The 24,497-nt window shown below is 66.4% G+C and carries 24 protein-coding genes; 10 read left to right on the top strand and 14 right to left on the bottom strand.

Annotated elements, in window-relative coordinates; translation table 11 throughout:
- Window positions 1–5: 5 nt before the first annotated feature.
- Together AC5Y5Z_RS18165 and AC5Y5Z_RS18160 are read right to left on the bottom strand one after the other, a co-directional pair.
- Window positions 6–632 carry a TetR/AcrR family transcriptional regulator gene (locus tag AC5Y5Z_RS18165; RefSeq protein ID WP_499926702.1) on the bottom strand — a complete coding sequence of 209 codons (627 nt, stop codon included), beginning with the start codon at window positions 630–632 and terminating at the stop codon, window positions 6–8.
- Window positions 629–1,954 (bottom strand): flavin-containing monooxygenase, encoded by a 1,326-nt coding sequence (locus AC5Y5Z_RS18160; protein WP_499926700.1) that lies wholly within the window; start codon window positions 1,952–1,954, stop codon window positions 629–631. Before AC5Y5Z_RS18160 ends, AC5Y5Z_RS18165 begins: the two co-directional genes overlap by 4 nt.
- A gap of 248 nt (window positions 1,955–2,202) precedes the next feature.
- Between AC5Y5Z_RS18160 and AC5Y5Z_RS18155 the strand changes: the two genes are divergently transcribed.
- On the top strand, window positions 2,203–3,417 hold the full coding sequence (locus AC5Y5Z_RS18155; RefSeq protein ID WP_499926743.1) for a CaiB/BaiF CoA transferase family protein: 1,215 nt from the start codon (window positions 2,203–2,205) through the stop codon (window positions 3,415–3,417).
- A 21-nt stretch (window positions 3,418–3,438) separates the two neighbouring features.
- On the opposite strand, the gene AC5Y5Z_RS18150 is transcribed toward AC5Y5Z_RS18155, so the two are convergent.
- Together AC5Y5Z_RS18150 and AC5Y5Z_RS18145 are read right to left on the bottom strand one after the other, a co-directional pair.
- Entirely contained in the window at window positions 3,439–3,711 is a 273-nt protein-coding gene (locus tag AC5Y5Z_RS18150; protein ID WP_463826561.1) for a GlsB/YeaQ/YmgE family stress response membrane protein, read from the bottom strand.
- 93 nt (window positions 3,712–3,804) lie between these two features.
- Window positions 3,805–4,812, bottom strand: a complete 1,008-nt coding sequence (locus AC5Y5Z_RS18145; protein WP_499926698.1) for a dihydrodipicolinate synthase family protein — start codon at window positions 4,810–4,812, stop codon at window positions 3,805–3,807.
- A 235-nt stretch (window positions 4,813–5,047) separates the two neighbouring features.
- On the opposite strand from AC5Y5Z_RS18145, the gene AC5Y5Z_RS18140 reads away from it, so the two are divergent.
- Window positions 5,048–5,815 carry a TetR/AcrR family transcriptional regulator gene (locus AC5Y5Z_RS18140; protein ID WP_463826563.1) on the top strand — a complete coding sequence of 256 codons (768 nt, stop codon included), beginning with the start codon at window positions 5,048–5,050 and terminating at the stop codon, window positions 5,813–5,815.
- Here AC5Y5Z_RS18140 and AC5Y5Z_RS18135 read toward each other — a convergent pair.
- Together AC5Y5Z_RS18135 and AC5Y5Z_RS18130 are read right to left on the bottom strand one after the other, a co-directional pair.
- Window positions 5,812–6,708: an enoyl-CoA hydratase/isomerase family protein gene (locus tag AC5Y5Z_RS18135; RefSeq protein ID WP_463826564.1), complete on the bottom strand. Its 897-nt coding sequence runs from the start codon at window positions 6,706–6,708 to the stop codon at window positions 5,812–5,814. The two genes, AC5Y5Z_RS18140 and AC5Y5Z_RS18135, sit on opposite strands and share 4 nt — an antisense overlap.
- Entirely contained in the window at window positions 6,705–7,388 is a 684-nt protein-coding gene (locus AC5Y5Z_RS18130; RefSeq protein ID WP_499926696.1) for a hypothetical protein, read from the bottom strand. The genes AC5Y5Z_RS18135 and AC5Y5Z_RS18130 overlap by 4 nt, the downstream gene beginning before the upstream one ends.
- A 131-nt stretch (window positions 7,389–7,519) precedes the next feature.
- On the opposite strand from AC5Y5Z_RS18130, the gene AC5Y5Z_RS18125 reads away from it, so the two are divergent.
- The 6 genes from AC5Y5Z_RS18125 to AC5Y5Z_RS18100 are packed head-to-tail and all read left to right on the top strand — an operon-like array spanning window position 7,520 to window position 14,415.
- A complete protein-coding gene (locus tag AC5Y5Z_RS18125; protein WP_499926694.1) occupies window positions 7,520–8,341 on the top strand; it encodes an enoyl-CoA hydratase/isomerase family protein in 822 nt (273 codons plus the stop codon).
- Window positions 8,342–8,364: 23 nt separating this feature from the next.
- Window positions 8,365–9,171 carry an enoyl-CoA hydratase/isomerase family protein gene (locus tag AC5Y5Z_RS18120; RefSeq protein WP_463826567.1) on the top strand — a complete coding sequence of 269 codons (807 nt, stop codon included), beginning with the start codon at window positions 8,365–8,367 and terminating at the stop codon, window positions 9,169–9,171.
- Window positions 9,168–9,959 (top strand): enoyl-CoA hydratase/isomerase family protein, encoded by a 792-nt coding sequence (locus tag AC5Y5Z_RS18115; protein ID WP_463826568.1) that lies wholly within the window; start codon window positions 9,168–9,170, stop codon window positions 9,957–9,959. Before AC5Y5Z_RS18120 ends, AC5Y5Z_RS18115 begins: the two co-directional genes overlap by 4 nt.
- The gene (locus AC5Y5Z_RS18110) at window positions 9,959–11,407 is read left to right on the top strand and encodes an AMP-binding protein (RefSeq protein ID WP_499926692.1); all 1,449 of its coding nucleotides are present in this window, start codon (window positions 9,959–9,961) and stop codon (window positions 11,405–11,407) included. Before AC5Y5Z_RS18115 ends, AC5Y5Z_RS18110 begins: the two co-directional genes overlap by 1 nt.
- Window positions 11,397–12,905 carry a class I adenylate-forming enzyme family protein gene (locus AC5Y5Z_RS18105; protein WP_499926741.1) on the top strand — a complete coding sequence of 503 codons (1,509 nt, stop codon included), beginning with the start codon at window positions 11,397–11,399 and terminating at the stop codon, window positions 12,903–12,905. Before AC5Y5Z_RS18110 ends, AC5Y5Z_RS18105 begins: the two co-directional genes overlap by 11 nt.
- Window positions 12,898–14,415, top strand: a complete 1,518-nt coding sequence (locus AC5Y5Z_RS18100; RefSeq protein ID WP_463826570.1) for a class I adenylate-forming enzyme family protein — start codon at window positions 12,898–12,900, stop codon at window positions 14,413–14,415. Before AC5Y5Z_RS18105 ends, AC5Y5Z_RS18100 begins: the two co-directional genes overlap by 8 nt.
- On the opposite strand, the gene AC5Y5Z_RS18095 is transcribed toward AC5Y5Z_RS18100, so the two are convergent.
- Window positions 14,412–14,780: an Rv1352/Rv1906c domain-containing protein gene (locus AC5Y5Z_RS18095; protein ID WP_463826571.1), complete on the bottom strand. Its 369-nt coding sequence runs from the start codon at window positions 14,778–14,780 to the stop codon at window positions 14,412–14,414. The genes AC5Y5Z_RS18100 and AC5Y5Z_RS18095 overlap by 4 nt on opposite strands.
- A gap of 64 nt (window positions 14,781–14,844) precedes the next feature.
- The gene (locus AC5Y5Z_RS18090; RefSeq protein WP_463826572.1) at window positions 14,845–15,561 is read right to left on the bottom strand and encodes a TetR/AcrR family transcriptional regulator; all 717 of its coding nucleotides are present in this window, start codon (window positions 15,559–15,561) and stop codon (window positions 14,845–14,847) included.
- A gap of 91 nt (window positions 15,562–15,652) precedes the next feature.
- Here AC5Y5Z_RS18090 and AC5Y5Z_RS18085 point away from each other — a divergent pair, with 91 nt between their 5' ends.
- On the top strand, window positions 15,653–17,068 hold the full coding sequence (locus tag AC5Y5Z_RS18085) for an NAD(P)/FAD-dependent oxidoreductase (protein WP_499926689.1): 1,416 nt from the start codon (window positions 15,653–15,655) through the stop codon (window positions 17,066–17,068).
- Here AC5Y5Z_RS18085 and AC5Y5Z_RS18080 read toward each other — a convergent pair.
- From AC5Y5Z_RS18080 to fabG, 5 genes are read right to left on the bottom strand one after another with little or no spacing between them, the layout of a single operon-like run.
- Window positions 17,007–17,711, bottom strand: a complete 705-nt coding sequence (locus AC5Y5Z_RS18080; protein WP_499926687.1) for a GntR family transcriptional regulator — start codon at window positions 17,709–17,711, stop codon at window positions 17,007–17,009. The two genes, AC5Y5Z_RS18085 and AC5Y5Z_RS18080, sit on opposite strands and share 62 nt — an antisense overlap.
- 4 nt (window positions 17,712–17,715) lie before the next feature.
- Window positions 17,716–18,909: an acyl-CoA dehydrogenase family protein gene (locus AC5Y5Z_RS18075; RefSeq protein WP_499926685.1), complete on the bottom strand. Its 1,194-nt coding sequence runs from the start codon at window positions 18,907–18,909 to the stop codon at window positions 17,716–17,718.
- Complete coding sequence (locus AC5Y5Z_RS18070; RefSeq protein WP_463826576.1) at window positions 18,906–20,117, bottom strand: CoA transferase; 1,212 nt, start codon at window positions 20,115–20,117, stop codon at window positions 18,906–18,908. Before AC5Y5Z_RS18070 ends, AC5Y5Z_RS18075 begins: the two co-directional genes overlap by 4 nt.
- Entirely contained in the window at window positions 20,114–21,325 is a 1,212-nt protein-coding gene (locus AC5Y5Z_RS18065) for an acetyl-CoA C-acetyltransferase (RefSeq protein ID WP_499926683.1), read from the bottom strand. Before AC5Y5Z_RS18065 ends, AC5Y5Z_RS18070 begins: the two co-directional genes overlap by 4 nt.
- Window positions 21,322–22,065, bottom strand: a complete 744-nt coding sequence (gene fabG / locus AC5Y5Z_RS18060; protein ID WP_499926681.1) for a 3-oxoacyl-ACP reductase FabG — start codon at window positions 22,063–22,065, stop codon at window positions 21,322–21,324. The genes AC5Y5Z_RS18065 and fabG overlap by 4 nt, the downstream gene beginning before the upstream one ends.
- 101 nt (window positions 22,066–22,166) lie before the next feature.
- On the opposite strand from fabG, the gene AC5Y5Z_RS18055 reads away from it, so the two are divergent.
- Window positions 22,167–23,336: an acyl-CoA dehydrogenase family protein gene (locus AC5Y5Z_RS18055; protein WP_499926679.1), complete on the top strand. Its 1,170-nt coding sequence runs from the start codon at window positions 22,167–22,169 to the stop codon at window positions 23,334–23,336.
- Between the two features lie 51 nt (window positions 23,337–23,387).
- On the opposite strand, the gene AC5Y5Z_RS18050 is transcribed toward AC5Y5Z_RS18055, so the two are convergent.
- Window positions 23,388–24,461 (bottom strand): phosphotransferase family protein, encoded by a 1,074-nt coding sequence (locus tag AC5Y5Z_RS18050; protein WP_463826580.1) that lies wholly within the window; start codon window positions 24,459–24,461, stop codon window positions 23,388–23,390.
- Window positions 24,462–24,497: the final 36 nt, after the last annotated feature.

The following is a 24,497-nucleotide window of genomic DNA, read 5'->3' as shown; positions in this document are numbered from 1 at the left end:
GCTCCTCAGTGGTCGGTTTTCGCAACAATTCCGTAGACGGCGCCCAGCCAGATCGCGGCTGCGCCGTCCAGCAGTTCGGTCCGGGACAGCGGGCAACCCAGGGTCATCCGTTCCAGCAGTCTGTCGTTGACCTCGAGCAGCACGGTCGCCAACACCGTCGCATCGATCCCGTCCGGTGCGGTACCGGCCGCGCGTTCACTGCCGATCATGCCGGCCACCGACGCCACGAACGACGCACGGGCTTGGTCCCACATCTCCCGTCCCGCGGCGCTGCGACCCCGGGCCTGCAGCGCCGCTTTGAACATGAACCGATGGCGTTCCCAGGTGTCGAACAACCCCTCGAGCATGCCGCGCACCCGGTCCTGCGGAGAGCGGTCGCTGCTGGTGAATACGTCGTTGACGAACATGGTGTCGTCGACCATGCGCTCCATCAACGCGGCGACGGCTATGGCCTTGTTCTCGAAGTAGAAATAGAAGGCCGACCGGGTGACGCCCGCACGCGCCGCCACCTCGGCGATGTTCACATCGTCGAAATCACGTTGCTGCAAGGTGATTTCGAGCGCGTCCAGGATGGCCTCGCGCCGCTGATCGCCGCGCTGCACGGACCGGCGGTCGGTGCGTGCCCTGGTCACAGCGCAGCGCCGACAGCCCGCTTGAGTCCGGCCGGGATCTCGCGGGCCCGCAGATCGTGTTCGTAGTAGAAGTAATCCACTTGTTGGGTGTGGCGGGGACGGTCGACGCAGTGACCGGTGTACAGCCGCTGATCGGCGTCGATCACCCGTTCCATCTCGGCCACCGACGGCAGCGCGTAGCGTCCGACGGCGTAGGCGGCCAGCAGTCGCGACTGGCATTCGACGAACGGGAACAGCGTCGGAATCGCTTGAGCGAAGCCGATGAAGACCAGGTTCGGCACGCCCGGCTTGAACATCCGCTTGTAGAGCCGGATGTCGTTGCCCGGCGCGCTGATGAAGTCGGCGTCGAAGAACGGGAAGGTGATGTTGTAACCCGTCGCGTAGACGATCACGTCGAAAACCCCGCTGGTGCCGTCGTCGAAATGCACTGTGTCACCGTCGAGTCGAGCCACATTGGATTTGGGCGTGATGTCGCCGGAGCCGAGCCGCAGCGGCAGTTCCACCGACTGGGTGGGGTGCGCCTCGAACAGTTTGTGGTTCGCCGGCGGAAGTCCGTAGAGGGTCGGATCGATGCCCAGCATCGGGGCCATCAGCTGCGCCACCTTGCGCTGCCAGGACAACGGCAGGTAGGGCGTGGTCCGGAAGAACTTGTCACCGGGTTGGCCGGCGAGGTACTTGGGCACGATCCACGCGCTGGATCGCGTCGACAAGGTCACCGTGTTTTGCAGTGTCCGCGAGGACAACTCGACGGCGATGTCGGCGGCGCTGTTTCCGATGCCCACTACCAGGATGCGTTTGCCGGTCAACTCCAGCGGCGTATGCGGGTCGATGTAATGGTGCGAGTGGATCGTCTCGCCGCTGAAAGTTCCCGGGAAATCCGCCGTTCGCGGATCCCAGTGGTGTCCGTTGCCGACGACGAGCAGGTCGAACTCACGGGTCGCGCCGGACTGATCGCGGATCTCCCACCCGTCCCCGACCGGACGGGCGTGTTCGACACCGTTGTTGAACTCGATGTGCTCGAGCAGCCCGAACGCCTGCGCATAGGAGTCCAGATAGGTCTTGATGTCGGAGTGGTGCGGAAAGGCCGGGAAATTCTCCGGCACCGGAAAGTCCTTGAACGACAACCGGTGTTTGGAGGTATCGATGTGCAGCGACCGGTAGGCGCTGCTGTGGCCGTTGGGGTTGCCGAACGCCCAGTTGCCGCCGATCCGGTCCGACAACTCGAAGGTCGTGTAGGGCACCCCGTAGTCCTTGAGCATCTTGCCGGCTGTCAGGCCGCTGATGCCGGCGCCGATGACCGCGGTGCGGGGACGGGTCGTCATCCCGGGAGGTTAACACCGGTTTTTGACGTGAGTCAATGAATTCTGACAACTGTCAATACGGTGTCACCCGGCGCGAACCGCGGTGATACTGTTGCTCCAACAGTACAGCGCACGGCGGATGTGCAGTACGCTTTTGAGGTGCCCTGCCACGTCGACGACCTCAGCCCGGTTGCCGACGTCAGCGACCCGCGCTACCGATGGCGTTCGTCGCTACAGAGTCAACATCGAGGTTGCCAATGATCAAGGTAATGCAGGGCTTTAGGGTCCTGGAGGTCGCGCAGTTCACGTTCGTCCCCGCCGCGGGAGCCATCCTCGCGGACTGGGGCGCCGACGTCATCAAAGTCGAACATCCGCTCCGCGGTGACACCCAACGCGGCTTCGTCAACATGGGCGGCATCCAGGTCGACCCGGAGCGGCACCCGTTGATGGAGCACCCGAATCGGGGCAAGCGCAGCGTCGGGATCGACGTGTCCACGCCGGGCGGCCAGGAAGTGATATACGAACTGGCCAAGGCATCGGACGTGTTCCTCACCAACTACATGCCCCGGGTGCGGCAGAAGAACAAGTTCGACGTGGAACACATCCGCGCGGTGAATCCGAACATCGTCTACGCGCGCGGCACGGCATACGGCGACAAGGGCGCTGAACGTGACGTCGGCGGATTTGACGGAACGGTGTTCTGGACACGCAGCGGCGTGGGTCACGCATTGACACCGGCAGAGCTGGGCGCTCCACTGTCGCAGGGGATTCCGGCCTTCGGCGACTCCATCGGTGGCATGTTCATCGCCGGCGGCATCTCCGCCGCCCTACTGCATCGCGAACGCACCGGCGAGGCCCTGGAACTGGATGTGTCGTTGCTGAGCACCGCCTGGTGGGCGGCGGGCGCCAGCGTGACCCAGGGCATGGAAGCCGGCGAGGTGATGCGCACGCCGATGCCGGGGACCGAAGCGCTGCTGGTGAATCCGTTCATGGGCAATTACCAGACTTCCGACGGCGGCACCATCAACCTCTGCATCATCAGTCCGACCGGTTTGATCGAGGACACCTTCACCCACCTCGGTATCCCGGACGCCGCCCAGGATCCGCGCTTCGCCGAGGTGCTGCCGCTGATCCAGAATGCCAATGCGGCAGCGGAATTGATCGCCGAAGCGTTCGCCGCCAAACCTTTCGACTACTGGCGGCAACACCTGAAGACGATGAAGGGTCAGTGGGCGCCCTTCCAGAGCCTCATCGATCTGGCCGAGGACGAGCAAGCCCTGGCCAACGACATGATCGCCGAAGTCGAACTCGCCAGCGGCGGCGCGCCTTTCCGAGTCGTCCGCGGACCGGTGCAGTTCAACCACGAACCGCTGGTCACCACCCGAGCCCCGCAGGCCGCCGAGCACACCGAGCTCGTGCTGATGGAACTCGGCATGGACTGGGACCGCATCGCCGAACTCAAGGACGCAGGCGCCATCGCCTGAGTACTGCCGCGTCCGGAGGCGCTACCGCGACACGCGTCCCCGGGTGATCAGCTTGCCGATGGCCAGCAGGATCACCGCGCCCAGCAGGCAGGTACCGAACGAGAACAGCAGTCCGCCGCCCTGCACGTCGACTCCGAATCCGCGCAGCAGGAAGCCGCCCAGCAGTCCCCCGACGATCCCGACCACGATGTTGAGGACCACCCCCATCTGGGCGTCGGTGCCCATGATCTTGCTGCCGATCCACCCGGCCAACCCGCCGATGATGATCCAGCCGATGATGCCCAAAGTAAGCATTTCCATCCCTTCCGTTACCGGCCCGGGTCGCGCCGCACCCGATGTGAGGGGTATGCCCGCTTCTCGGGCCGATAATCGCAGTCTGCGTTCGGCTCATGCGTCGACGAGGCCGAGCCGGCGGTAGGCGGCCTGCATCTGGACCTTGGCCTCGGGCGGCAATTCCACCTGTGGCGGACGCGAATGCGGATACGCACCGATTGGCAGGCCCAGCAGGCCGGCGGCGTATTTGAATCCGCCGCCCCAGTGCGTGAAGTAGTCGGGTCGTCCCGGGTAGCAGGTGAACCACGAGGCCATATCGAGTTCGAATTGGTCCAGTCCGGATTCTCGCGCATAGTCCATGGCCGCCACGAGTCGGCCGCTCTGGATCAGATCCCAGTACTCGGAAAAGATTCGCCGCGAAGGAGTTTCGTACAGATAGCCCGCGGTGCCCAGCTGCGCCGGGCAGACGATCCCGTCGCGTAGCCAGCCCGCGCGGTATACCGTCTTGTCGCATTCCCACAACACCAGTTCGGGGGCCAGTTCGTGCAGCCGCCGACTGGCCGCCGGCCGGAACGCGCCCTCCTTGGTGGCGCAGACCGCCGGTATCTCGTCGAAAATCCGCGCGCCTTCGGCCGGGGTCAGCACATAGCCCGACGACGGCGAGTTGAACATGCCCAGCGCGATGTCGGTCCGCGCGGCGATGTACTTGAAGTATCGAAGCACCCCGGCGCCGCCGTGCACTTCCATCATCGGCGTTTGCAGATAGGCGATGTCGGCGCCCGCCTGCTGTGCGTGCAGAGTCAGCTCCAGACTGTCCTTGGCGGTGATCGCCGCCGTGCACGCCTGGACGACGACGTCCGGGTTGATGCTGCGAGCCTCCTCGATGGCCACCTCGAGCAAACGCTTGCGCTCGTCGATGGTCAGTGCCCAGAACTCGGCGATCCCACTGGTACACCACAACATCGGGTGCCCGAGGTCACCGACGCAGTACCGCACCAACGTGCGGTAGGCATCCCAGTCGATGTCGTCGCCGTCGGTGCCGCAGAACGGCGTGTACAGCGAGTTGCCGATCCCGCGCAGAGCTTCGCGCGCCCACGCGCGCGCTTCAGCAGCCGTCGCCACCGCGCACTCCTCTGGTCCGAACCCTCGTGGCCGGCCTTGGTTCCCGTGCCGAGCGCAACCTCAGAACGGCTTCCGGAAACGTGTTACCACAATGCCTACGATAGGGATTACAGTAGCAGACGAACAGAGGCAGGAATCGAGCATTACCGATGGTCACCGGTAAGGTTGTCGGTCGCAGGTCAGAGCTGATCTGCCGGTAGGTCAGGCAGCACAGATCGTCAGAGAGGTGCCGGTAGTGGCAAAGCAGGCAACCGCTGAAAAGCGGCAGCGGCGCGAACGCGGTTCCATCAATCCCGACGACATCATCAGCGGCGCGTTCGAACTCGCCGAGCAGGTGTCGATCGACAATCTGAGCATGCCGTTGCTCGGCAAACACCTCGGTGTCGGGGTTACCAGCATTTACTGGTACTTCCGCAAGAAGGACGATCTGCTCAACGCGATGACCGATCGCGCCCTGGGCAAGTACGTGTTCTCCACGCCGTACGTGGAAGCCAGTGACTGGCGGGAGACCCTGCGCAATCACGCCCGCTCGATGCGAAAGACCTTCATGGGCAACCCGATTCTGTGCGACCTGATCCTGATCCGCGCGGCGCTGAGTCCGAAGGCGGCCCGCATGGGGGCGCAAGAGATGGAGCGCGCCATCTCCAATCTGGTGGAAGCGGGTTTGTCAGCCGAGGACGCCTTCGACACCTACTCCGCCGTCTCGCTGCACGTGCGCGGATCGGTGGTGCTGCAACGGCTTTTCGAGAAGAACCAGTCCGCCGAGAGCGGGTCCCGCTCCATCGAGGACGCGGTGGGCATCGACCCGCAGACCACCCCGTTGATCGCACAGGTCACCGGCAAGGGTCACCGGATCGGGGCACCGGACGAGACCAATTTCGAATACGGCCTGGACTGCATTCTCGACCATGCCGGCCGGCTGATCGAGGAGGGCCGTAAGGCGCCCCGGCCCCGCAAGGCGGCCAAGTCGACCGCGCGTCGGGCCAGGCCCACTTCGGGTTAGGCGCCACCGGGGTCGGGCACGTGAAAGTGCTCGTCGCGCAACCGGAATGCCTCTTTCGTGCCGTGCTCTGCGCGGGTCTTGACGAAGTTGAACTCGCCGGGGCCGAACTGCAGATTGGTGCCGTAGGCGTGGAACAGATAGCTCGCGACTTCCTCGCCGTTGTAGGCCTGGGTCTGCTCGACCAACCGGAACGCCTCCTTGGCGATCACCACTCCGTCGGCGGGCATCTTCGCGACCTTCTCCGCCCAGTAGCGTGCCCGCGCGGTAACCGACTCCGAATCGCAGGTGTCGGTGAAGATTCCGAGGTGCTCCAGCTGTCCCGCGTCGATGATGTCCCCGGTCAGCAGCAACCGTCGGGCGAGCACCGGGCCGAGCCGGTGGAAGAACATATGCAGGCTGCCCAGCGCGGGTCCGAGGAACCGCGTCGCCGGCATCCCGATCTTCGTGTCGCGGGCGATCACCGAGATGTCGGTCATCAAGGCCATCTCGAACCCGCCACCGAGGGCGTAGCCGGCGATCTCACCCACCGTCACCTTCGGAAAGCCCATCAGGTTGTGGTAGAAGCCGAATGACTTGCGGTCCACCGTGAGTCGCCGGCGCTGACTCGGCCGGCGCTGCTTGCCCTGCGGGGCTGACCCGCCGGATTCGCCGTACCAGCCGTAGGCGTTGTTCATGTCGGCGCCGGTACTGAACACCCCACCCGCCCCCCGCAACAGGACCACCGTGATGTCGTCGTCGTCGGCGACCTGATCCAGGCAGCGGGACACCGCGTTTCGCATGGCGGCGTCATAGGAGTTGCGTTGCGTGGGATTGTTCAGCGTGATCGTGGCGATCCGCCGGTCGGGATCGAGCTCGAAAAGTACCCGATCATCGGTTGTGCCCGTATCGGTCATGCGCCGGCCTCCGTTCTGCGCCTGCCGAATCGGGTAGTGGAGAGCTCGTCCGGTCGAGAGGCCAACGTGTTCACCTCACCGATGCAGAGCACCTCTCCGTCGAGCAGCAGGCGCGCCGTCGACGTGATCCCGCGCGCCGCTGCCGCGCGCTCGATTTCGAAGTCCAGCTCGACCTGCAGCGGCGTCGGACGGCGGAACGTCACACCCAGCGAACGGGTCTTGCCGGACAGACCGGTGCAGCAATTGTGATGCTGAATAACACAATCGAAGAACACACCGAGGAACCCGCCGTGCACCAGACCGGGCGGTCCCTCGTAGAGCAGCGGAAAAGTGACCCTACCCGCGGCGGCGTCGGACTCCAGTAACTCGAAGCGGTACTCGGGAAAACAGGGATTGTAGGCACCGATGTCGGTCGCATGGTTCAGATAGACGCGCCTGGGATCGTTCTCGGCGTCACCGATCCGCGGCGCGCTGTCGGTGGGCGCGGCGGCAGCGAGCTCGGTTTCCCATGCGGCGAACTTCGTCAGCATCTCGTCCACCGTCGGGTGGGGGCTCTCCAGTGACAGCAGCAACGAGCTGAGCCGGCGCATGGCACCGGCGGCGGCGATTGTCTGGGCGAGCGGCGCCTCACCGAAGCGGGCGCTACCGGTACCTGCAGCAGGGCTGGTGCCCTCAGCCATGTCGCCCCTCTGGTTGCCGATTCCACCGGCCCCGTTTCCGCCGGTAGGGTTTGTTGCTAACTTATACACGGTAGCAATCGTATTGCATACTGTATGGGTAACCGTATGGATGGGAAGGGTCGGATTCCAGCGTGAGCCACGATGCCGAGACGGCCGATGCCCAGGGCTCGGTGGCAGTCACCCGCACCGGTGCGGTACTGCAACTCACCCTGGATCGACCGGCTCGGCGTAATTCGTTGACACCGTTGATGATCGAAACTCTGGTCGACACGCTGACCGACGCCGCCGCCGATGATTCGTTGCGCGCAATCCACCTCCGCGGCGCCGGTGCCGACTTCTGCGCCGGAGCCGACTGGGTCGCCACCAACCGGGGCGGCGGGCAACGCCCCAGGACCGGAAACCTGGTACGACGGGTGCCGCACGCCACCCACCGGGTGATCGAACTGCTGCACACCATCCAGTTGCCGGTGGTCTGCAGTGTGCGCGGTTGGGCGGTGGGAATGGGCGCCAATCTGGCGCTGGCCGCCGACTTCACCGTCGCCGCGACCGACGCCACGTTCTGGGAACCGTTCGTGGACCGCGGGTTCAGCCCCGATTCAGGGGCCAGCTGGCTGCTGCCCCGTCTGGTGGGCCTGGCGCGGGCCCGGCGGATGTTGCTGCTCGGCGAGAAGGTCAGTGGCGCCGACGCCGCCGACTGGGGACTGATCCACCAGGCGGTGAACCTGCCCGATCTCGACGACACCGCCGAACGACTGTCGGCCCGGCTGGCGGCCGGCCCGACGGTGGCACTGGGTCTGGCCAAACAGGCATTGCACCACGGTCAGCAGGCGTCCCTGTCCGAGTCCATGACGCAGGAGCTCTACAATCTGGAACTCGCTTGCCGCACAGCGGATTTCAAAGAGGGTCTGCAGGCATTCCGGGACCGGCGCACACCGGGCTTCGACGGCCGCTGACCACCACCACGAAGGGAACATCGATGCCCGCGTTCGACACCATCGGCTACGACGTCGACGGGCATACCGCGACCATCACGCTGAACCGACCCGACGCTCTCAACGCGCTGAGCCCGCATATGATCACCGAACTGCGGGCTGCCTACCAGGAGGCCGAAAACGACGACAAGGTGTGGCTGACGATCGTCACCGGCACCGGGCGGGCGTTCTGCACCGGGGCCGACGTCAAAGCCATTCCCGAAGACGGCAAGGTGATCTACGAACGGCCTTACCTGTCCACCTACGACCAGTGGGAGGCACCGCAGGAAGGCACCCCGCCGTTTCGCACCGCAGCGAAACCGGTGCTGACCGCGGTCAACGGATTGTGTTGCGGGGCGGGCATGGATTGGGTCACCACCTCCGACATCGTCATCGCATCCGAGCGGGCCACCTTCTTCGACCCGCACGTCAGCATCGGACTGGTGGCCGGTCGTGAGATGGTCCGCGTGTCAAGGGCATTGCCCCGCTCGATTGCGCTGCGCATGGCCCTGATGGGCAAGCACGAACGGATGAGCGCGCAACGCGCGTACGAACTCGGACTCGTCAGCGAAGTCGTCGAACACGAGTGCTTGCTGGAACGGGCCCGGGAGATCGCCGACATCGTCAATTCCAATGCGCCCCTTGCCGTCCGCGGTACCCGACTGGCCATCCTCAAAGGACTCAACGTACCGCTGCACGAGGCGGAGATCATGGCTGAGACGTTCCGCGAGCGGGTGTTGCGGACCGAAGATGCCCAGGAAGGCCCGAAGGCGTTCGTGGAGAAGCGGAAACCGGATTGGCAGTGCAAATGAGTGGGTCGACGGACTTCGAAACCATCCTGCTCGACGTCGACACCGCCGACCACGTTGCCACCATCACGCTGAACCGCCCACAGCACCTCAACGCCTTCAACCGCACCATGTGCACGGAGATGGCTGAAGCCTGGCGCCGCATCAAGTTCGACGACGCGGTGCACGCAGTGGTGCTGCGCGCGGCCGGGGAGCGCGCCTTCAGCGCCGGACTGGACATCAAGTCACCCTACGGACAACCCGACAACGTCTGGAACCACGAAGATCCCGGCGAACTGCTCAGCCCCAAATGGCAAAAGATGTGGAAGCCGGTGGTGTGCGCGGTGCAGGGCATGTGCACCGCGGGGGCGTACTACTTCCTCAACGAATCCGATGTGGTGATCTGTTCGGCGGACGCGACGTTCTTCGACTCGCACGTATCGGCGGGTCTGGTCTGCGCATTGGAACCGATCGGCCTGATGCGCCGCATCGGGCTGGGCGAGACACTGCGGATCGCGCTGTTGGGCAACGACGAACGGGTCAGCGCGGACACCGCGCTGCGCATCGGGCTGGTATCGGAAGTGGTTGACTCGCAACAATTATGGGCTCGGGCGCACGAGATAGCGTCGGCAATAGCGACCAAGCCGCCGTCGGCGACGCAAGGCACCGTCAAGGCGATCTGGGAGTCGCTGGACAAACCGTACCGGGCCGCGATGGAGCAGGGACTGATCTACACCCGGCTGGGTAATCCGCTGGGCACTGCTGAGCTCGGCGCACAACCGAAGCCGACCGGCGTACCCAGGGTCCGGTGATGCACGCTCTGAGCCGGCGTATCGATCACGTCCTGCAACTCGAGCCCGGTGCGCGCGCCGTCGAATACGCCGGGCACTGGTTGTCCTGGGCGCGGATCGGTGACGCCGCCCGGCGCATCGCGCCGTTGACCGCCCAGCACCCGGAAATCGGTGTGTTGCTGCGTAACCGGCCGGGGCACGTGGCGGCGTTGCTCGGCGTGCTGCTGGGCGGCGGCACCATCGTGACCCTCAACCCGGCACGCGGTGACGACCGCACCAGGGCCGACCTCGCCGCACTCGGACTTCCGCTGGTCATCGGCGAGTCCGCCGATCTCGCCAAATTCGTGGCGTCCGGATCCGCCACCCTGGCCATCTCCGGAACCCTGGACGACGGTGCCCAACCGGGCCCGCCGTCGCCGGAGGCGCCGGCATCCGACATCGCGGTCCGGATGCTGACCAGCGGAACCACCGGCCCGCCCAAACGCATCGACCTCAGCTACCGCATGCTGGCGCACAGTGTGTTGGGCGCCGGGTACCAGCACGCACCGGAGCCCAGCGCCCTGCGCCGCGGGGTGGCCATCGTGAATTCGCCGCTGGTGCATATCGGGGGCGTGTTCCGGGTGCTGCAATGCGTCGCCGAGGGTCGACCCTTCGTCCTGCTGGAGCGGTTCGAGTTGAACGCGTGGGCCGACGCGGTACGTGAACACCGACCGCGTGCGGTGTCGCTGGTGCCCGCCGCGCTGCGCACGGTACTGCATTCCGACCTCACGCGAGCAGACCTGGCCGGCATCCGCGCTGTCACCTGCGGCACCGCGCCGCTGTCCGCCGAGGATGCCGACGCGTTTACCGAAAAGTACGGTATCCCGGTGCTGACTTCTTATGCCGCAACCGAATTCGGCGGCGGGGTGGCCGGCTGGACGCTGGCCGACCACCAACAGTACTGGCGCACCAAGCGGGGCAGCGTCGGGCGGGCCAACCCCGGCGCGCGGCTGCGGGTGGTCGACGACGACGGCACACCGCTGCAACCCGATCGAGTGGGCCGACTCCAGGTCAAGCCCGCCCAGTTGGGGCCGACGGCCGACTGGATGCAGACCAACGACCTGGCGCGTCTCGACGGTGACGGGTTCCTGTGGATCCTGGGGCGCGCAGACCAGGCGATCATCCGCGGCGGATTCAAGATCATGCCCGACGAGGTGCGCACCGCACTGGAGGCCCACCCCGCGGTGGCGGGTGCTGTGGTGGTCGGCGTCTTCGACGAACGCCTCGGCGAGACACCGGTGGCCATGGTGGAACTGCGTGCACCTGCCACGGCCGACGAGTTGCTGGATCACTTGCGAACACGGCTGGCGCGCTACGAGATTCCCACCGAGATCGCGACGGTCGAGGCCATCCCGCGGACATCCTCCGGTAAGGCCGATCTGGGCGCCGTCAAGGCTTTCTTCAGTGCCACACCTGACCATGCCCGGTGACGGCAACACCATCGCCGCGACCCTGCGTCAGCAGGCCGCCCGGCGCGGGGCCCACCCCCTACTGGTTTGCGATGACGACCGGCTCAGCTACGCGCAGGCAGACCGCCGCTCGGCCGAACTTGCCCGCGGCCTGATCGGTGTGGGTGCCGGTAAGGGCACCCACGTCGGCCTGCTGTACCCCAACGGCACCGAGTTCGTCGTCGCGATGTTGGCCGCCGCGCGCATCGGCGCGGTGGTGATACCTTTTTCGACCTTCGCCACCGCCCGTGAACTGGCCGAGCAGCTGGTACACAGCGACACCGCAATCATGTTGAGCGCCAGATCATTCCGATCGCACGACTACACCGAACGGCTGGCCGGCGCCGGCGATGCCGCACCCCTGTTGCGGCACTGCGTCTTCGACTGGGACTGGTTACGGCGATGCGGTGACGATATCGATCCCCGGCTACTCACCGCGCTGGAAGACGATGTCGACGGCTCTGCGGTATTGACCATCGTCTACACGTCGGGCTCCACGAGCGTCGCCAAAGGCGTGGTGCACACGCACGCCGCGCTGCTGGACCACCAGCGGAACCTCAACACGATCCGCGGCCTCACCGCTACCGACAGGTTGTTCTGCAACTCGCCGTTCTTCTGGATCGGCGGGTTCGCGTTCGCCCTGCTGGCCACCCTGGTGGCCGGATCTACCCTGGTGTGCTCCAACGCCACCGATCCCGGCCGGACGCTGGATCTGATTGAGACCGAAAAGCCGACCGTGACAAACGGTTTCGTGGCCGCCGTCACCCATCTGGCCCAGCACCCCAGCTACCCCGGCCGGGACCTGAGCTCGGCGCGGCGCGGCAACCTCTACCCGATCATGGCACCCGAAGTCCGACCGGCCGATCCGGAGCTACGGCACAACATGCTGGGGATGACCGAGGCCGGCAGCGTGTTGCTGATCAGCGGGGACGAATCCGACCAACCCGAACACCGGCGCGGTTCCTACGGCCGCCCGGCACCGGGCTTCGAGACCTCGATCCTCGACCCGGACAACGGAATCGGCGAGCTGTGCATCCGCGGACCGTACGTGATGCAGGGCTACTACAAACGCAGCCGCGAGGAATGCTTCGACGCCGACGGCTGGTTTCACACCGGCGACCTGGTGCGCGCCGACGACGAGGGCTACCTGTACTACCTCGGCCGGCTGGCCGGGATGATCAAGACCGCCGGCGCCAATGTCTCCGGGGCGGAGGTGGAGCAGGCCATCGCCCGAGCAGGTTTCACCGCACATGTGGTCGGCGTTCCCGATGCCGCGCGCGGCCAGCTGGTGGGCGCGGTGATCGTGCTGCCCGACGGTGTCCCGCACTTCGACGAGGCAGCACTGCGCGCACGGCTCACGGGCGAATTGTCGTCCTACAAGATCCCGAAGCGGTTCATCGCCCTGGCCCGCACCGAGCTTCCGCTGTTGTCCAGCGGCAAAGTCGACCTGCGACGACTGCAGGAGCTCTTCGATGGATGACACCATCGACCGGCTGGTGCGACTGCGCGCCACCCGCGACGCCGCCAAGGCTGCGGTAATCGACCCCGCGGGGCGCATCAGCTACACCGAATTGGACACGACCACCGGCGATCTGGCCGCTGCCCTGATTCAGGCCGGGGTGGCCAAGGGCACCCGGGTCGGTTTGATCATGCCCAACAGCGTCCGCTGGGTGCAGATCGCCGTCGCGGTGACCCGCATCGGTGCGGTGCTGGTTCCGTTGAGCACACTGCTGCGGCCCGCGGAACTCGTCGCGCAGCTGCGGACGGCCTCGGTGCAGGTTCTGGTGAGTGTGGCGGAATTTCGCGGGCACCGTTACCTCGAAGACCTCGCGGCGGTGCCCCGGATGGAATTGCCTGCACTGCAACAGGTCTGGTCCATCGATCGACTGGACGGCAGCGCGGCGGCGGACCGCCGGAGCGTCGATACGATGGCCGCCACCGTCACCGCGGCGGACCCGCTGGTGATCATCTTCACCTCGGGCAGCAGCGGGTCGCCCAAGGGGGTCATCCACTCACACGGCAGCGCGTTGGGCGCGGTGCGGTCCGGACTGACGGCCCGTTGCATCACCGCCGATACCCGGCTCTACCTGCCGATGCCGTTCTTCTGGGTGGGCGGCTTCGGCAGCGGGATCCTGTCGGCACTGCTGGCCGGCGCCACCCTGGTGACCGAAGAAGTGCCGCAACCGGACACCACCCTGCGCCTGCTGGAGCGCGAACGGGTCACGCTGTTCCGCGGCTGGCCCGACCAGGCACAGACACTGGCCCGACACCCGCGCCGCGCCGAGGTCGACCTGTCTGCGCTGCGGCCGGGCAGCCTGGATGCGTTGCTGCCGCCCGCACAGCGTGCACCATCGGGTGCCCGCGCCACCCTGTTCGGTATGACCGAGTCATTCGGGCCCTACTGCGGCTATCCCGCCGATACCGATCTGCCCGCGGCGGCGCGGGGCAGTTGCGGAAAACCGTTCCCCGGCATGGAAGTTCGCATCGTCGATCCGGATACCGGCGCGCCGCTGCCGGCGGGCACCACCGGCATGATCCAGTTCCGCGGACCGCATACGCTGCGCGGAATCTGCCGTCGCAGCAGGGAAGACGTGTTCACCCCGGACGGCTTCTACCCCACCGGCGACCTCGGCCGCCTCGACGCCGAGGGCTTCCTGTTCTATCACGGTCGCTGCGACGACATGTTCAAGGTGAGCGGCGCCACCGTCTATCCCAGTGAGGTGGAACGCGCGTTGCGGGGCATCGAGGGTGTCGAAAGTGCCGTTGTCACAGATGTTCCCGGCCCGGCTGGTAAGCGGGTGGGTGCGGCGGTGGTGTGCCGGCGGCTCGACACCGCGGCGTTGCGCGACGCCGCCCGCCGGGTGCTGAGCGCGTTCAAAGTGCCGACGGTGTGGCTGGTGTTGGACTCCGACGAGCAATTGCCGCGGGGTGGTACCGGCAAAATAGATGTGCGCCGGCTACGGGAGATGTTGACCGAGTCGGGGCGTTAGGGAACTCGCGTCCAGGGTTGGCAGTTCTGCGACTCGAAAGCCTTGACCGATGTGTTGATATTGGCGAACATCGGGCCGACGGAGATATTGGTCTGCAGGACATGCTCTTTGTTCGCGTCCGGCGTGCTGTAGGTGAACCAGGCGCACATGGAGTCCTGAGTCGGCACATTGTTGATCCAGACGCCGATGGTCGACGCCGATCCGCTGGTGCGGTAGAGGCCGGGGACGATGTCGGGCCCGACGACGAAGACGCCGTTACCCGGGATCGGGTCCAATGGGTCGGCGCCGGCCGGCGGCGCGAGCGCAATGACGGACAGGCCGGCGACCAGTGCGGCAGTTGCGCGTAGCGCACGTGTACGGGGCATTGCACTTCCTCTCGTGCCACCCCCGACACACAGTATGCGTCACTGCCCGCCCGGCTGTGTCCGGTCACCCGATCTTGGGTAGCGGAACACGGTCACCGACCTCACCGTTGTCGTCGCGCAACGCCGAGGACGCCAATCCCTCGCGCAGCAACCAGCGGGCGAGCTCCAACGTTTCGGCGATCTCGGTCTCCGACAACCGCAATCCTGCCGGCTGCAGTCGCAGCGAGATCACCCCGTTCCAGGCGCCCCAAAGGAATTGGGTGAGGCGCGTCGAATCGACCGGTCGTGCCTCGCCCGCCGCAATCGCGTCGTCGATCACACCGGCGAAGCGGTGCAGCAACTCGCCGACGCGGTCACGGATCTTGGCCTCGGGCCCGTCCGGGGCCGACAGCGGCGCCGTGCCCGGGTTGCGATTGGCCAGGAAGTGGAAAGCGCCGGGATGCTCCAAGTGGAACCGAAGATAGGCATCGCCGCCGGCCAGCACGCGCTGCAGCGGCGTCAGCGTCGGGTCCTCGCCGCGCTTCATGTATTCGGCGAACAGCTCCAGAGATCTGTCGACCAGATGCAGGTAGACGCCGCGTTTGCCGTCGAAATGCGTGTATATCGACCCGACCGAGATGTCGGCGGAATCGGCGATCTCCTCGATCCGGGCGCCGTCGTAACCTTCGCGGCTGAACACCTCTTCGGCCGCATCCAGGATGGCCGCGCGCGTGCGGGCGCGCCGGCGTTCGCCGCGCGCCGCCGCGCGCTCGGCTGTGCTGGGAGCGCTGCCAACTGACACGCGCCCATGATAAACAGTAGAGATATTTATAAGTCAATTCATTTTTTGAACCCTCTTGAAAAGAGCACACTGACCTGGCATTCTCTCTGTCATGCGGGAGAACACGGACGTCGTCATTGTCGGAAGCCGGTGCGCGGGCACCGCGGCCGCGATCGCGCTGACGCGACGCGGACGCAACGTGATCGCGCTGGACAGCGCGTCATTTCCCTCGGACACACTGTCGACACACCTCTTCTTCCCCCATCACTGGGCCGAATTGGAACTGCTGGGCGCGCGCGACCGGGTGCTCAAACTGGGCCCGCCGCTGCACACCCGAGCCGGACTGGCCGGGCCGGGCGTGGAAGTGGTCGGCGAATTCGGCGCTGCCCAGGGATTCACCGCCGGCGCCTGCGTCCGACGGCCGGGCCTCGACCTCGCGCTGGTACAGACGGCACGGGCCGCCGGCGCCGAGATCCGCGAACGGACGCGGGTCACCGATCTCCTGCGCAACGACGACGGTCGCGTCACCGGAGTCCACTACCGCGGCCGCGACGGCGCCGAGGGCACCATCACCGCCCAGCTCGTAATCGGGGCGGACGGACGCCGTTCCACGGTCGCCCGACTGGTCGGCGCCACCGAGCACCACCACTGGGACAACCAGCGCATGATGGCCTTCGCTTATTACGACGACGCCTACCACGAAGATGCCCACGAGTCCTTGCGCCACGTCGCCATGCAATGGCGGTACGACGATGATCTGGTCACCGTATTCCCTTGTGACGGCGGCCAATTGGTGGCGCTGTTGATGCCGCCGGTGCGCCGCGCCGACGAGTTCCGCGCCGACGCCGAGCAGGCGTTCGCCGACACCGTGCAGCGTATCCCGCCGTTCGCCGCGCGGCTGACCGGCTGCACCCGGGTCGGCAAGATCCGGGTCTCCTACCAGCACCCGTCCTACTTCCGTCACTCACACGGTCCAGGGTGGGCGCTGGCCGGAGACTCCGGCCACTTCAAGGATCCCGTGACCGCTCAGGGTATCCGGGACGCACTGCGATTCGGCCGACTGCTGGGCGAGACGACGGCGGCGCACCTCGACGATCCGCAGGCTCTGGACGCGGCGCTGGCCGCCTGGGAGCTGGACCGCGATGAGCAGTGCCTGCCGATGTACCAGTGGGCGAATCTGCTCGGCCGCGGCGACGCGGTGTCCCCGATCGAGGACGCGGCCTACCACTGGCTGGCGCGCCAACCCGACGGAGCGATGCAACTCCTGGATGTCTTCTCCCGAAACCGATTGCCCGCAGAGGTTTTCACCCCACGCCGGCTGATCGGCTGGATAGCGGCGGCCGCGCACAACCCGGAGGTCGACCGCAGCCAACTGTGGCGCACGGTGCGCAGGGACGTGCGACGAGAAGTCGAGCGCATGATCGAGCAGCGCATGTTCAACCGCCGACGCAAGGCATCTGCTGCGGCTACTGTCGCGGCGCCGACGAACCAGCCGGCGTCGCCGGGGCAACTACTCCCCGCTCGATGAGGTGCTCGATCAGCGGAATCGCGCTGGCGGCAAGATGTTCCGACATCGCCGCGCGGGCCGCCTCCTCGTCGTGCGCACCCAGCGCGGCCAGCACCCGCCGATGATCGCGGATGGCCTGGTCTGGCCAGTGCTCGATCATCGGGAACACCGATTCGGGCGCATAGCGGGTGATCTGCGACATGACCTGCGCGAGCTTCGGTGAATCCGCCGCGATGTTGATGGCGCGGTGGAACTCGTGGTTCAGCCAGACGGTCCGCTCGCCGTCGTCGGCGGCGTAGGCCTGCTCCAGCTGCAGCTGAATGTCCTGGAGTTCGCGCAACTGGTCCTCGGTGATGCTGTGGGCGGCGCGCGCGGCCAGCTGACCACCCACGTGGGCCTGCACATTGGCGACATCGGCGAGATCGCGCTGGGTCAGCGGCAGCACCACGAAACCGCGCCGGGGTTGTTGGGCCACCAGGCCCTCGGCGCGCAGCGCGAACAACGCCTCCCGCACCGGTGTGACACTGATACCCAGCTCCGCGGCCAGCTGGTCCAACCGGACGTACTGGCCGGCGGCGTAGCTGCCTTCGAAGATCCTCTTTCGGACGAAGGCCGCGATCTCCTCGGAAAGCTGTGGCCGCGAACCGAAATCCGGAACCGTCATGGCGTCACATCCGATACTCGTCGAGCAGGCGCTTGCTGATGATCTGCTTCTGGATTTCGCTGGTGCCCTCGCCGATGAGCAGGAACGGCGAATCGCGCATCAGCCGCTCGATCTCGTACTCCTTGGAGTAGCCGTAACCGCCATGGATCCGGAAGCTCTGTTGGGTCACCTCCGAACAGAATTCACTGGCCAGATACTTCGCCATCCCGGCCGCGACGTCATTACGTTCCCCAGAGTCCTTCAGCCGGGCCGCGTTGACCATCATCAGATGTGCGGCTTCGACTTTGGTGGCCATCTCGGCCAGCTGAAAGGCGATCACCTGGTGTTCGGCGATCGGCTTGCCGAATGTCTGCCGCTGCTGGGCGTACCGCACCGCCAGCTCGAAGGCCCGGATTCCGACCCCACAGGCCCGTGCCGACACGTTGACCCGGCCGACTTCGATACCGTCCATCATCTGGAAGAAGCCCTGCCCCGGCGTGCCACCGAGGATGTCTTCGGCACTCGCCCCGTAACCGTCGAAGATGAGTTCGGTGGTGTCGATGCCCTTGTAACCCAGCTTGTCCAGCTTGCCGGGAATGATCAGGCCGGGCAGCACTTCGCCGAAGCCGGTGGGCTTTTCGACCAGGAACGCGGTCAGGTTGCGGTGCGGCTTGTCGGCGCCTTCGTCGGTCCGCACCAGCACCGCGACCAGTGTCGAGCTGCCGCCGTTGGTCAGCCACATCTTCTGGCCGTCGATGGTGTACGTGCCGTCCTCGTTGCGGGTCGCGCGGGTGCGGATGGCGGCGACGTCGGACCCCAGCTCCGGTTCGGACATGGAGAACGCGCCACGGGTCTCACCGGTGGCCATCCGCGGCAGGAATCGTTGCTTCTGTTCGGCGGTTCCGTGCTGGCGCAACATGTACGCGACGATGAAGTGGGTGTTGAGCACACCGGAGACGCTCATCCAGCCGCGCGCCAGCTCCTCCACGCACAACGCGTAGGTCAGCAGTGATTCGCCCAGGCCGCCGTACTCCTCGGGGATCATCAGACCGAACAGGCCCATGTCGCGCAAGCCGTCGACGATGGCCTGCGGGTAGGTGTCGCTGCGTTCGAGTTCGGCTGCGGCGGGAATGATCTCCTTGTCGACGAATTGCCTTACCGTGGCGATGATCTCGGTTTGAATCTCGGTCAGGCCGAGCGTCTGGGCTAGGCGTGTCATGCGCTTTTCGTCCCTATCGTCTTCGCGGTCGCCAGACGCGCGATGTCCTCGTCCGTCAATCCCAGGTACTCGATCAGCACGTCGGCGGTGTCGGCGCCCAGCGCCGGCGCGGCCGCGCTGGCGGGGTGCACACCGTCGAACGCCGTCGGCATGGCCGGGGCCAGGTAGTCGCCGACTCCGGGTTGATGAAGTCGGGAGAACAACGGGTTGGCAGTGACTTTCGGATCCACGGCGACTTCGGTGAAGGTCCGGTAGCGCTCGAACAGCACGGTGGTGCCGGACAACGCCGCATCGATCTCGTCGGCGGTGTGCTCGGCAAACCAGGTGCCGAACAGCCCGGACAGCACGTCGCGGTAGCGGTAGCGGTCACCCTCGGCCGCGAAGTCCGCTCCCAGCGCCTCGGCCAACGCGGTCAGCGCCGCCCCGGTCCCCGTCACTTCCACCAGGTCACGAAAATGCCTGCGCGTCAACAGCACCACCATGAATCTGGCATTGTCGCGGCTGACGAAATCCTGACCGTACTGGCCGAAGATGGAGTTGCCCACCCGCGGCCGCTGGGTTCCGAGCACCTGCGGTTCGGTCAGCAGCCCGAGATTGCCCGCAGTGGCCAAGGCGACGTCCTCGAGAGCCAGGCTGATCCGGGCGCCCAACCCGGACCGGGCGCGACGGTGCACGGCGGAGACGACGGCAAGCGCGGCGTACAGCCCGCAGCTGACGTCCCAGGCGGGCAGCACGTGGTTGATCGGGCCCGCGTGTTCGGCCGGGCCGGTGACGAGCGGGAAGCCGATGGCCGCGTTGACGGTGTAATCCACCCCGGTGGATCCGTCGCCCCGGCCCAGCAACTGGACATGGATGACGTCGGATCGTTTGGCCGCCAACGCCTCATGGCTCAGCCAGGGCAGCCCCGCCGAATTGGTGACGACGATGCCGTCACCCGCGACGATCAACCGCTGGACCAGATCCTGGCCTTCGGGTGCCCGAAGGTCGATGGTGGCCGAACGCTTCCCCTTGTTCAGCCCGGTCCAGTAGATGGACGTGCCGTCCTCGGTCAACGGCCAGCGCTGCACATCCGAGGCGCCGCCGATCGGGTCGATGCGGATCACCTCCGCGCCAAGCTGATTGAGCGTCAACCCACACAGCGGCGCGGCGACGAAGCTGGACACCTCGATGATGCGCAGGCCGCTGAGCGGCAGGGCCGGGCCGGTCACGTGACCCGCTCGAAGACGGCGGCCAATCCCTGCCCGCCGCCGATGCACATGGTTTCCAGGCCGAATCGGGCCTGGCGCCGGTCGAGTTCACGTGCCAGCGTGGCCAGCATCCGCCCGCCCGTCGCTCCGACCGGATGCCCGAGCGAGATGCCCGAGCCGAGCACATTGGTCCGATCATGGTCGGCGGCACCGAAATTCCACTCCCGCATCACTGCGAGGGCCTGGGCGGCAAAGGCCTCGTTGAGTTCGATCAGGTCCACATCGCTGAGCTGCAGGCCGGCCTTGGCCAGCGCGACTTCGGTGGCCGGCACCGGTCCGATTCCCATGATGTTGGGCGCGACGCCGGCCTGACCCCACGACACCAGCCGCACCAACGGACGCAGGCCGAGTTCGGCCGCCTTCGCCGGCGTGGTCACCACGCACATCGCCGCCGCGTCATTCTGTCCGCTGGCGTTGCCCGCCGTCACCGTCGACTCCGGATCATCGTTGAGCAGCACGGGTTTGAGCTTGCCCAGGGATTCCACCGTGGTGTCGGCGCGGGGATGCTCGTCGGTGTCGACCAGTTCCGCACCGGCCCGCGTGCGTACGGCGACCGGGACGATCTCGTCGTTCAGCAGGCCGTCCCGCTGGGCGGCCACCGCCCGCTGGTGTGACCGCACCGCGAGCTCGTCCTGCTCCTGCCGGGAGATGCCGTACTGGCGGCGCAGGTTCTCGGCGGTCTCCAGCATGCCGCCGGGGACCGGGTAGTTACGGCCACCAGCAGTGCTGCGGCCGCGGGCCAGCGCGTCATGCACGCGGACTCCGGAACGTGCTCCGCCCCATCGCATATCGGTGGAATAGAACGTCACATTGCTCATGCTCTCGCAGCCGCCGGCGACCACCAGGTCGTTGTTGCCGGTGCTCACCTGCAGGCACGCCTGAAGCACCGCCTGCAACCCAGATCCGCAGCGGCGGTCGACCTGCATGCCGGGAACAGTGACCGGCAGACCGGCGTCGAGGGCCACCACCCGGCCGATCGCAGGTGCCTCGGCGCTGGGATAGCAGTGTCCGAGGATGACGTCCTGCACCGTCTCAGGGGCGATGCCGGTGCGGTCCAGCAGACCGCGCAGAGCGGCGACGCCGAGATCAACCGCGCTGAGCGACTTGAACATTCCGCCGTACCGGCCGATCGGCGTGCGGATCGGCTCGCAGATGACGGCCTCGGTCACAGGTGCCGACCGCCGGTGATCTCCATGACCGTGCCGGTCATGTACGAGGACAGGTCGGAAGCCAAGAACAGGGCGACGCTGGCGACTTCGCTGGGCTCCCCGGCCCGTCCCATCGGCACCTCGGCCACCTTGGAGTCCCAGATCCGTTGCGGCATGGCCTCGGTCATCGCCGAGCGGATCAGGCCGGGCTGGATCGCATTCACTCGGATACCAAGGTAGGCAAGCTCTTTGGAAGCGGCCTTCGTCATTCCGACGATGCCGGCCTTGGCCGCCGAGTAGTTGGTCTGGCCGATCATGCCGACCTTGCCTGAGATCGACGACATGTTGATGATCACCCCGTGCTTGGCCTCGCGCATGACCGCCGCCGCCAGGCGGGTCCCGTTCCAGGTGCCCTTCAGGTGTACGTCGATCACCTGGTCGAACTGTTCTTCGGTCATTTTGCGCATGGTCGCATCGCGGGTGATGCCGGCGTTGTTGACCATGATGTCCAAGGCGCCGAAACGGTCGATGGCGGTGTCGATCAGGTTCTGCACCTCGTTGGCCTGGGTGACATCGCAGCGGACCGCGACGGCCACCTGATCACCGCCCAACTTCTCGGCCGCGACCTGCGTCGCCTCCAGATTGACATCGCCGAGGACTACCCGCGCACCCTCGGCGATGAACCGCTCGGCAATGGCGAAACCGAGACCCTGCGCACCGCCGGTGACCACCGCGGTCTGACCCTCCAGCAACGACATCACTCATCCCTTTCCGGCCCGGAGTCGGGCGCCACAAACGTCCCGGATCATATTGCATATATGATATTGCGTATCCTATCAGCCGTCCGAAGGAGCACCGAACAATGTCCGCTGCCGAGGTCTCCGACGAGGACTTCCGCGAGATCCTGGCGCAGACGCGCCACTTTGTCCGTACCGCAGTGGTGCCACGGGAGCAGGAGTTCCTCGACGACGACCGGGTGCCCGACGATCTGCGTGACCAGGCCACGAAGATGGGCCTGTTCGGCTACGCGATCCCGCAGGAATGGGGTGGTCTCGGGTTGAACCTGGTGCAGGACGTCGAAATGGCGATGGAGTTCGGCTACACCTCGCTGGCGCTGCGGTCGATGTTCGGCACCAACAACGGCATCGCCGGGCAGGTTCTCGTCGGGTTCGGCACCGACGAGCAGAAGTCGCGCTGGCTGGAAGCGATCGCCTCCGGTGACGTCGTAGCCTCCTTCGCGCTCACCGAGCCCGGCGCAGGCTCGAACCCGGCCGGACTGAAAACCAAAGCTGTTCGGGACGAGCAGGATTGGGTGATCGACGGACAGAAGCGCTTCATCACCAACGCCCCCACCGCCGATCTGTTCGTGGTGTTCGCCCGCACCCGGCCAGCCGACGACAAAGGTCCCGGCATCGCCGTCTTCTTGGTCCCCGCCGATGCGCCGGGGGTCGAGGTGGGCGCCAAGGACGCCAAGATGGGTCAGGAAGGCGCCTGGACCGCCGACGTCAGCTTCACCGACGTCCGCGTCGACGACAGCGCCCTGGTCGGCGGTAGCGAGGACATCGGTTACCGGGCGGCGATGACGTCGCTGGCGCGCGGCCGGGTCCATATCGCGGCCCTCGCAGTAGGTGCCGCGCAACGCGCCCTGGACGAGTCGGTGGCCTACGCCGCGACCGCGACCCAGGGTGGCGCGCCGATCGGCAGCTTCCAGTTGGTGCAGGCGATGTTGGCTGATATGCAGACCGGGGTGCTGGCCGGGCGCGCGCTGGTCCGCGACACCGCGCGGGCCTGGGTCGCCGAGGAAGACCGGCGCATCGCACCGTCGGCGGCCAAGCTGTTCTGCACCGAAATGGCCGGCAGAGTGGCCGATCTCGCGGTGCAGGTGCACGGTGGCAGTGGCTACATGCGGGGGGTACCGGTGGAGCGCATCTATCGGGACGTCCGGCTGCTGCGACTCTACGAGGGCACCAGCGAGATTCAACAGTTGATCATCGGTTCGAATCTGGTGAAGGCGGCGCAGCGGGCACGTTGACGCTGCGCCGGCGGCGACCGATTGCGAGTCACCCGCGCCCTGAGCGCAGCGTCAGATCAGCTGCAACGTCCCCAGATCGCGGATCGCCCGGCAACCCCGGGACAGCATGGTCAGCACCATGTCGTCGCCGCGCTCGGTGGAACTGGCGAAGGCAAAACCCAGCGCCGCGATCAGCGGCGCCTGCACGACCCCGAGCCGGTAGTCGCGCCAACATGTTTCGCGGTCGTAGTCGGTGACTCCGTAACCCTGCAGCGCCCGGTGGTAATCGGCGACCAGATCTTCCTCCAGGCTCGCGCGCAGTGCCGAGTCCAAACTGGTCGCGGTGAAGTAGGCCAAATCCCGCGCCGGAAGACCCACGCCGAGAGTCTGCCAGTCGACGATGCTGATCCGCGTGTGCCCGGGATCGAACAACATGTTGTCCAGCCGGTAGTCACCGTGCAGCAGCGCGAATCGGTCATGCTCGGCCATCAACCAGGGGGCCACTGAATTCATTGTCGCAGTGAATGTTTCGCGATCCTCAGCACTCATCCGATCACCGAGCTTGGCTAGCGTGATCTCGGCACTCATCTTGGCCACCTCGCCCATACCCTGGGCCCCGGCCTGGTCCGGCCGGGCGAACGCGACGCCGGGGAATCCCAGCCAGAACGGATCACACCAGCTCGGTCCGTGCAGGCCGGCCAGCGCTGTCACCGCCAGTCGTGCCTCTTGCTCAGCGCAGCCCCGGAGCTGATCGCCCTGCACCGCCGGCGCCTGATCAGCCAACAGCAGCGCGTAATCCAGCGCGTCGGCACTGATCTCGCAGTAATAGCACCGCGGCGTCGGCACCTGCACCCGATCGACGGCCGACGCGTAGAAAGCACATTCGCTGCGGTACCCGATGACGACCCGGTCGCGCACGGCGTCGTCCTGGGCCGGCAGCTTGATCACGAAAGTCGGCGGCAGCCCCGCCGGCTCCGAGCCGTACCGCACGCTCACTCGGTAGGTGGCGCCCGTCTGGCCGGTGCCGATCGCCGTGACGTCGGCGTCGGTCACTTCGACGGCTGCACCACTGCGGCTCAGCACCGCCGACAGCCACTCGGCAGTGACATCGGTGGGGTACCGCGGGATCGACATCAGGACACTCATTACAGGCCTCCACCAGCAGTCGACAGCACCAGCCCA

The organism is Mycobacterium sp. NGS29 (assembly GCF_059812965.1).
Note: the sequence above shows the minus strand (reverse complement) of the source record. Positions and strands in the feature narration are given on the sequence as shown.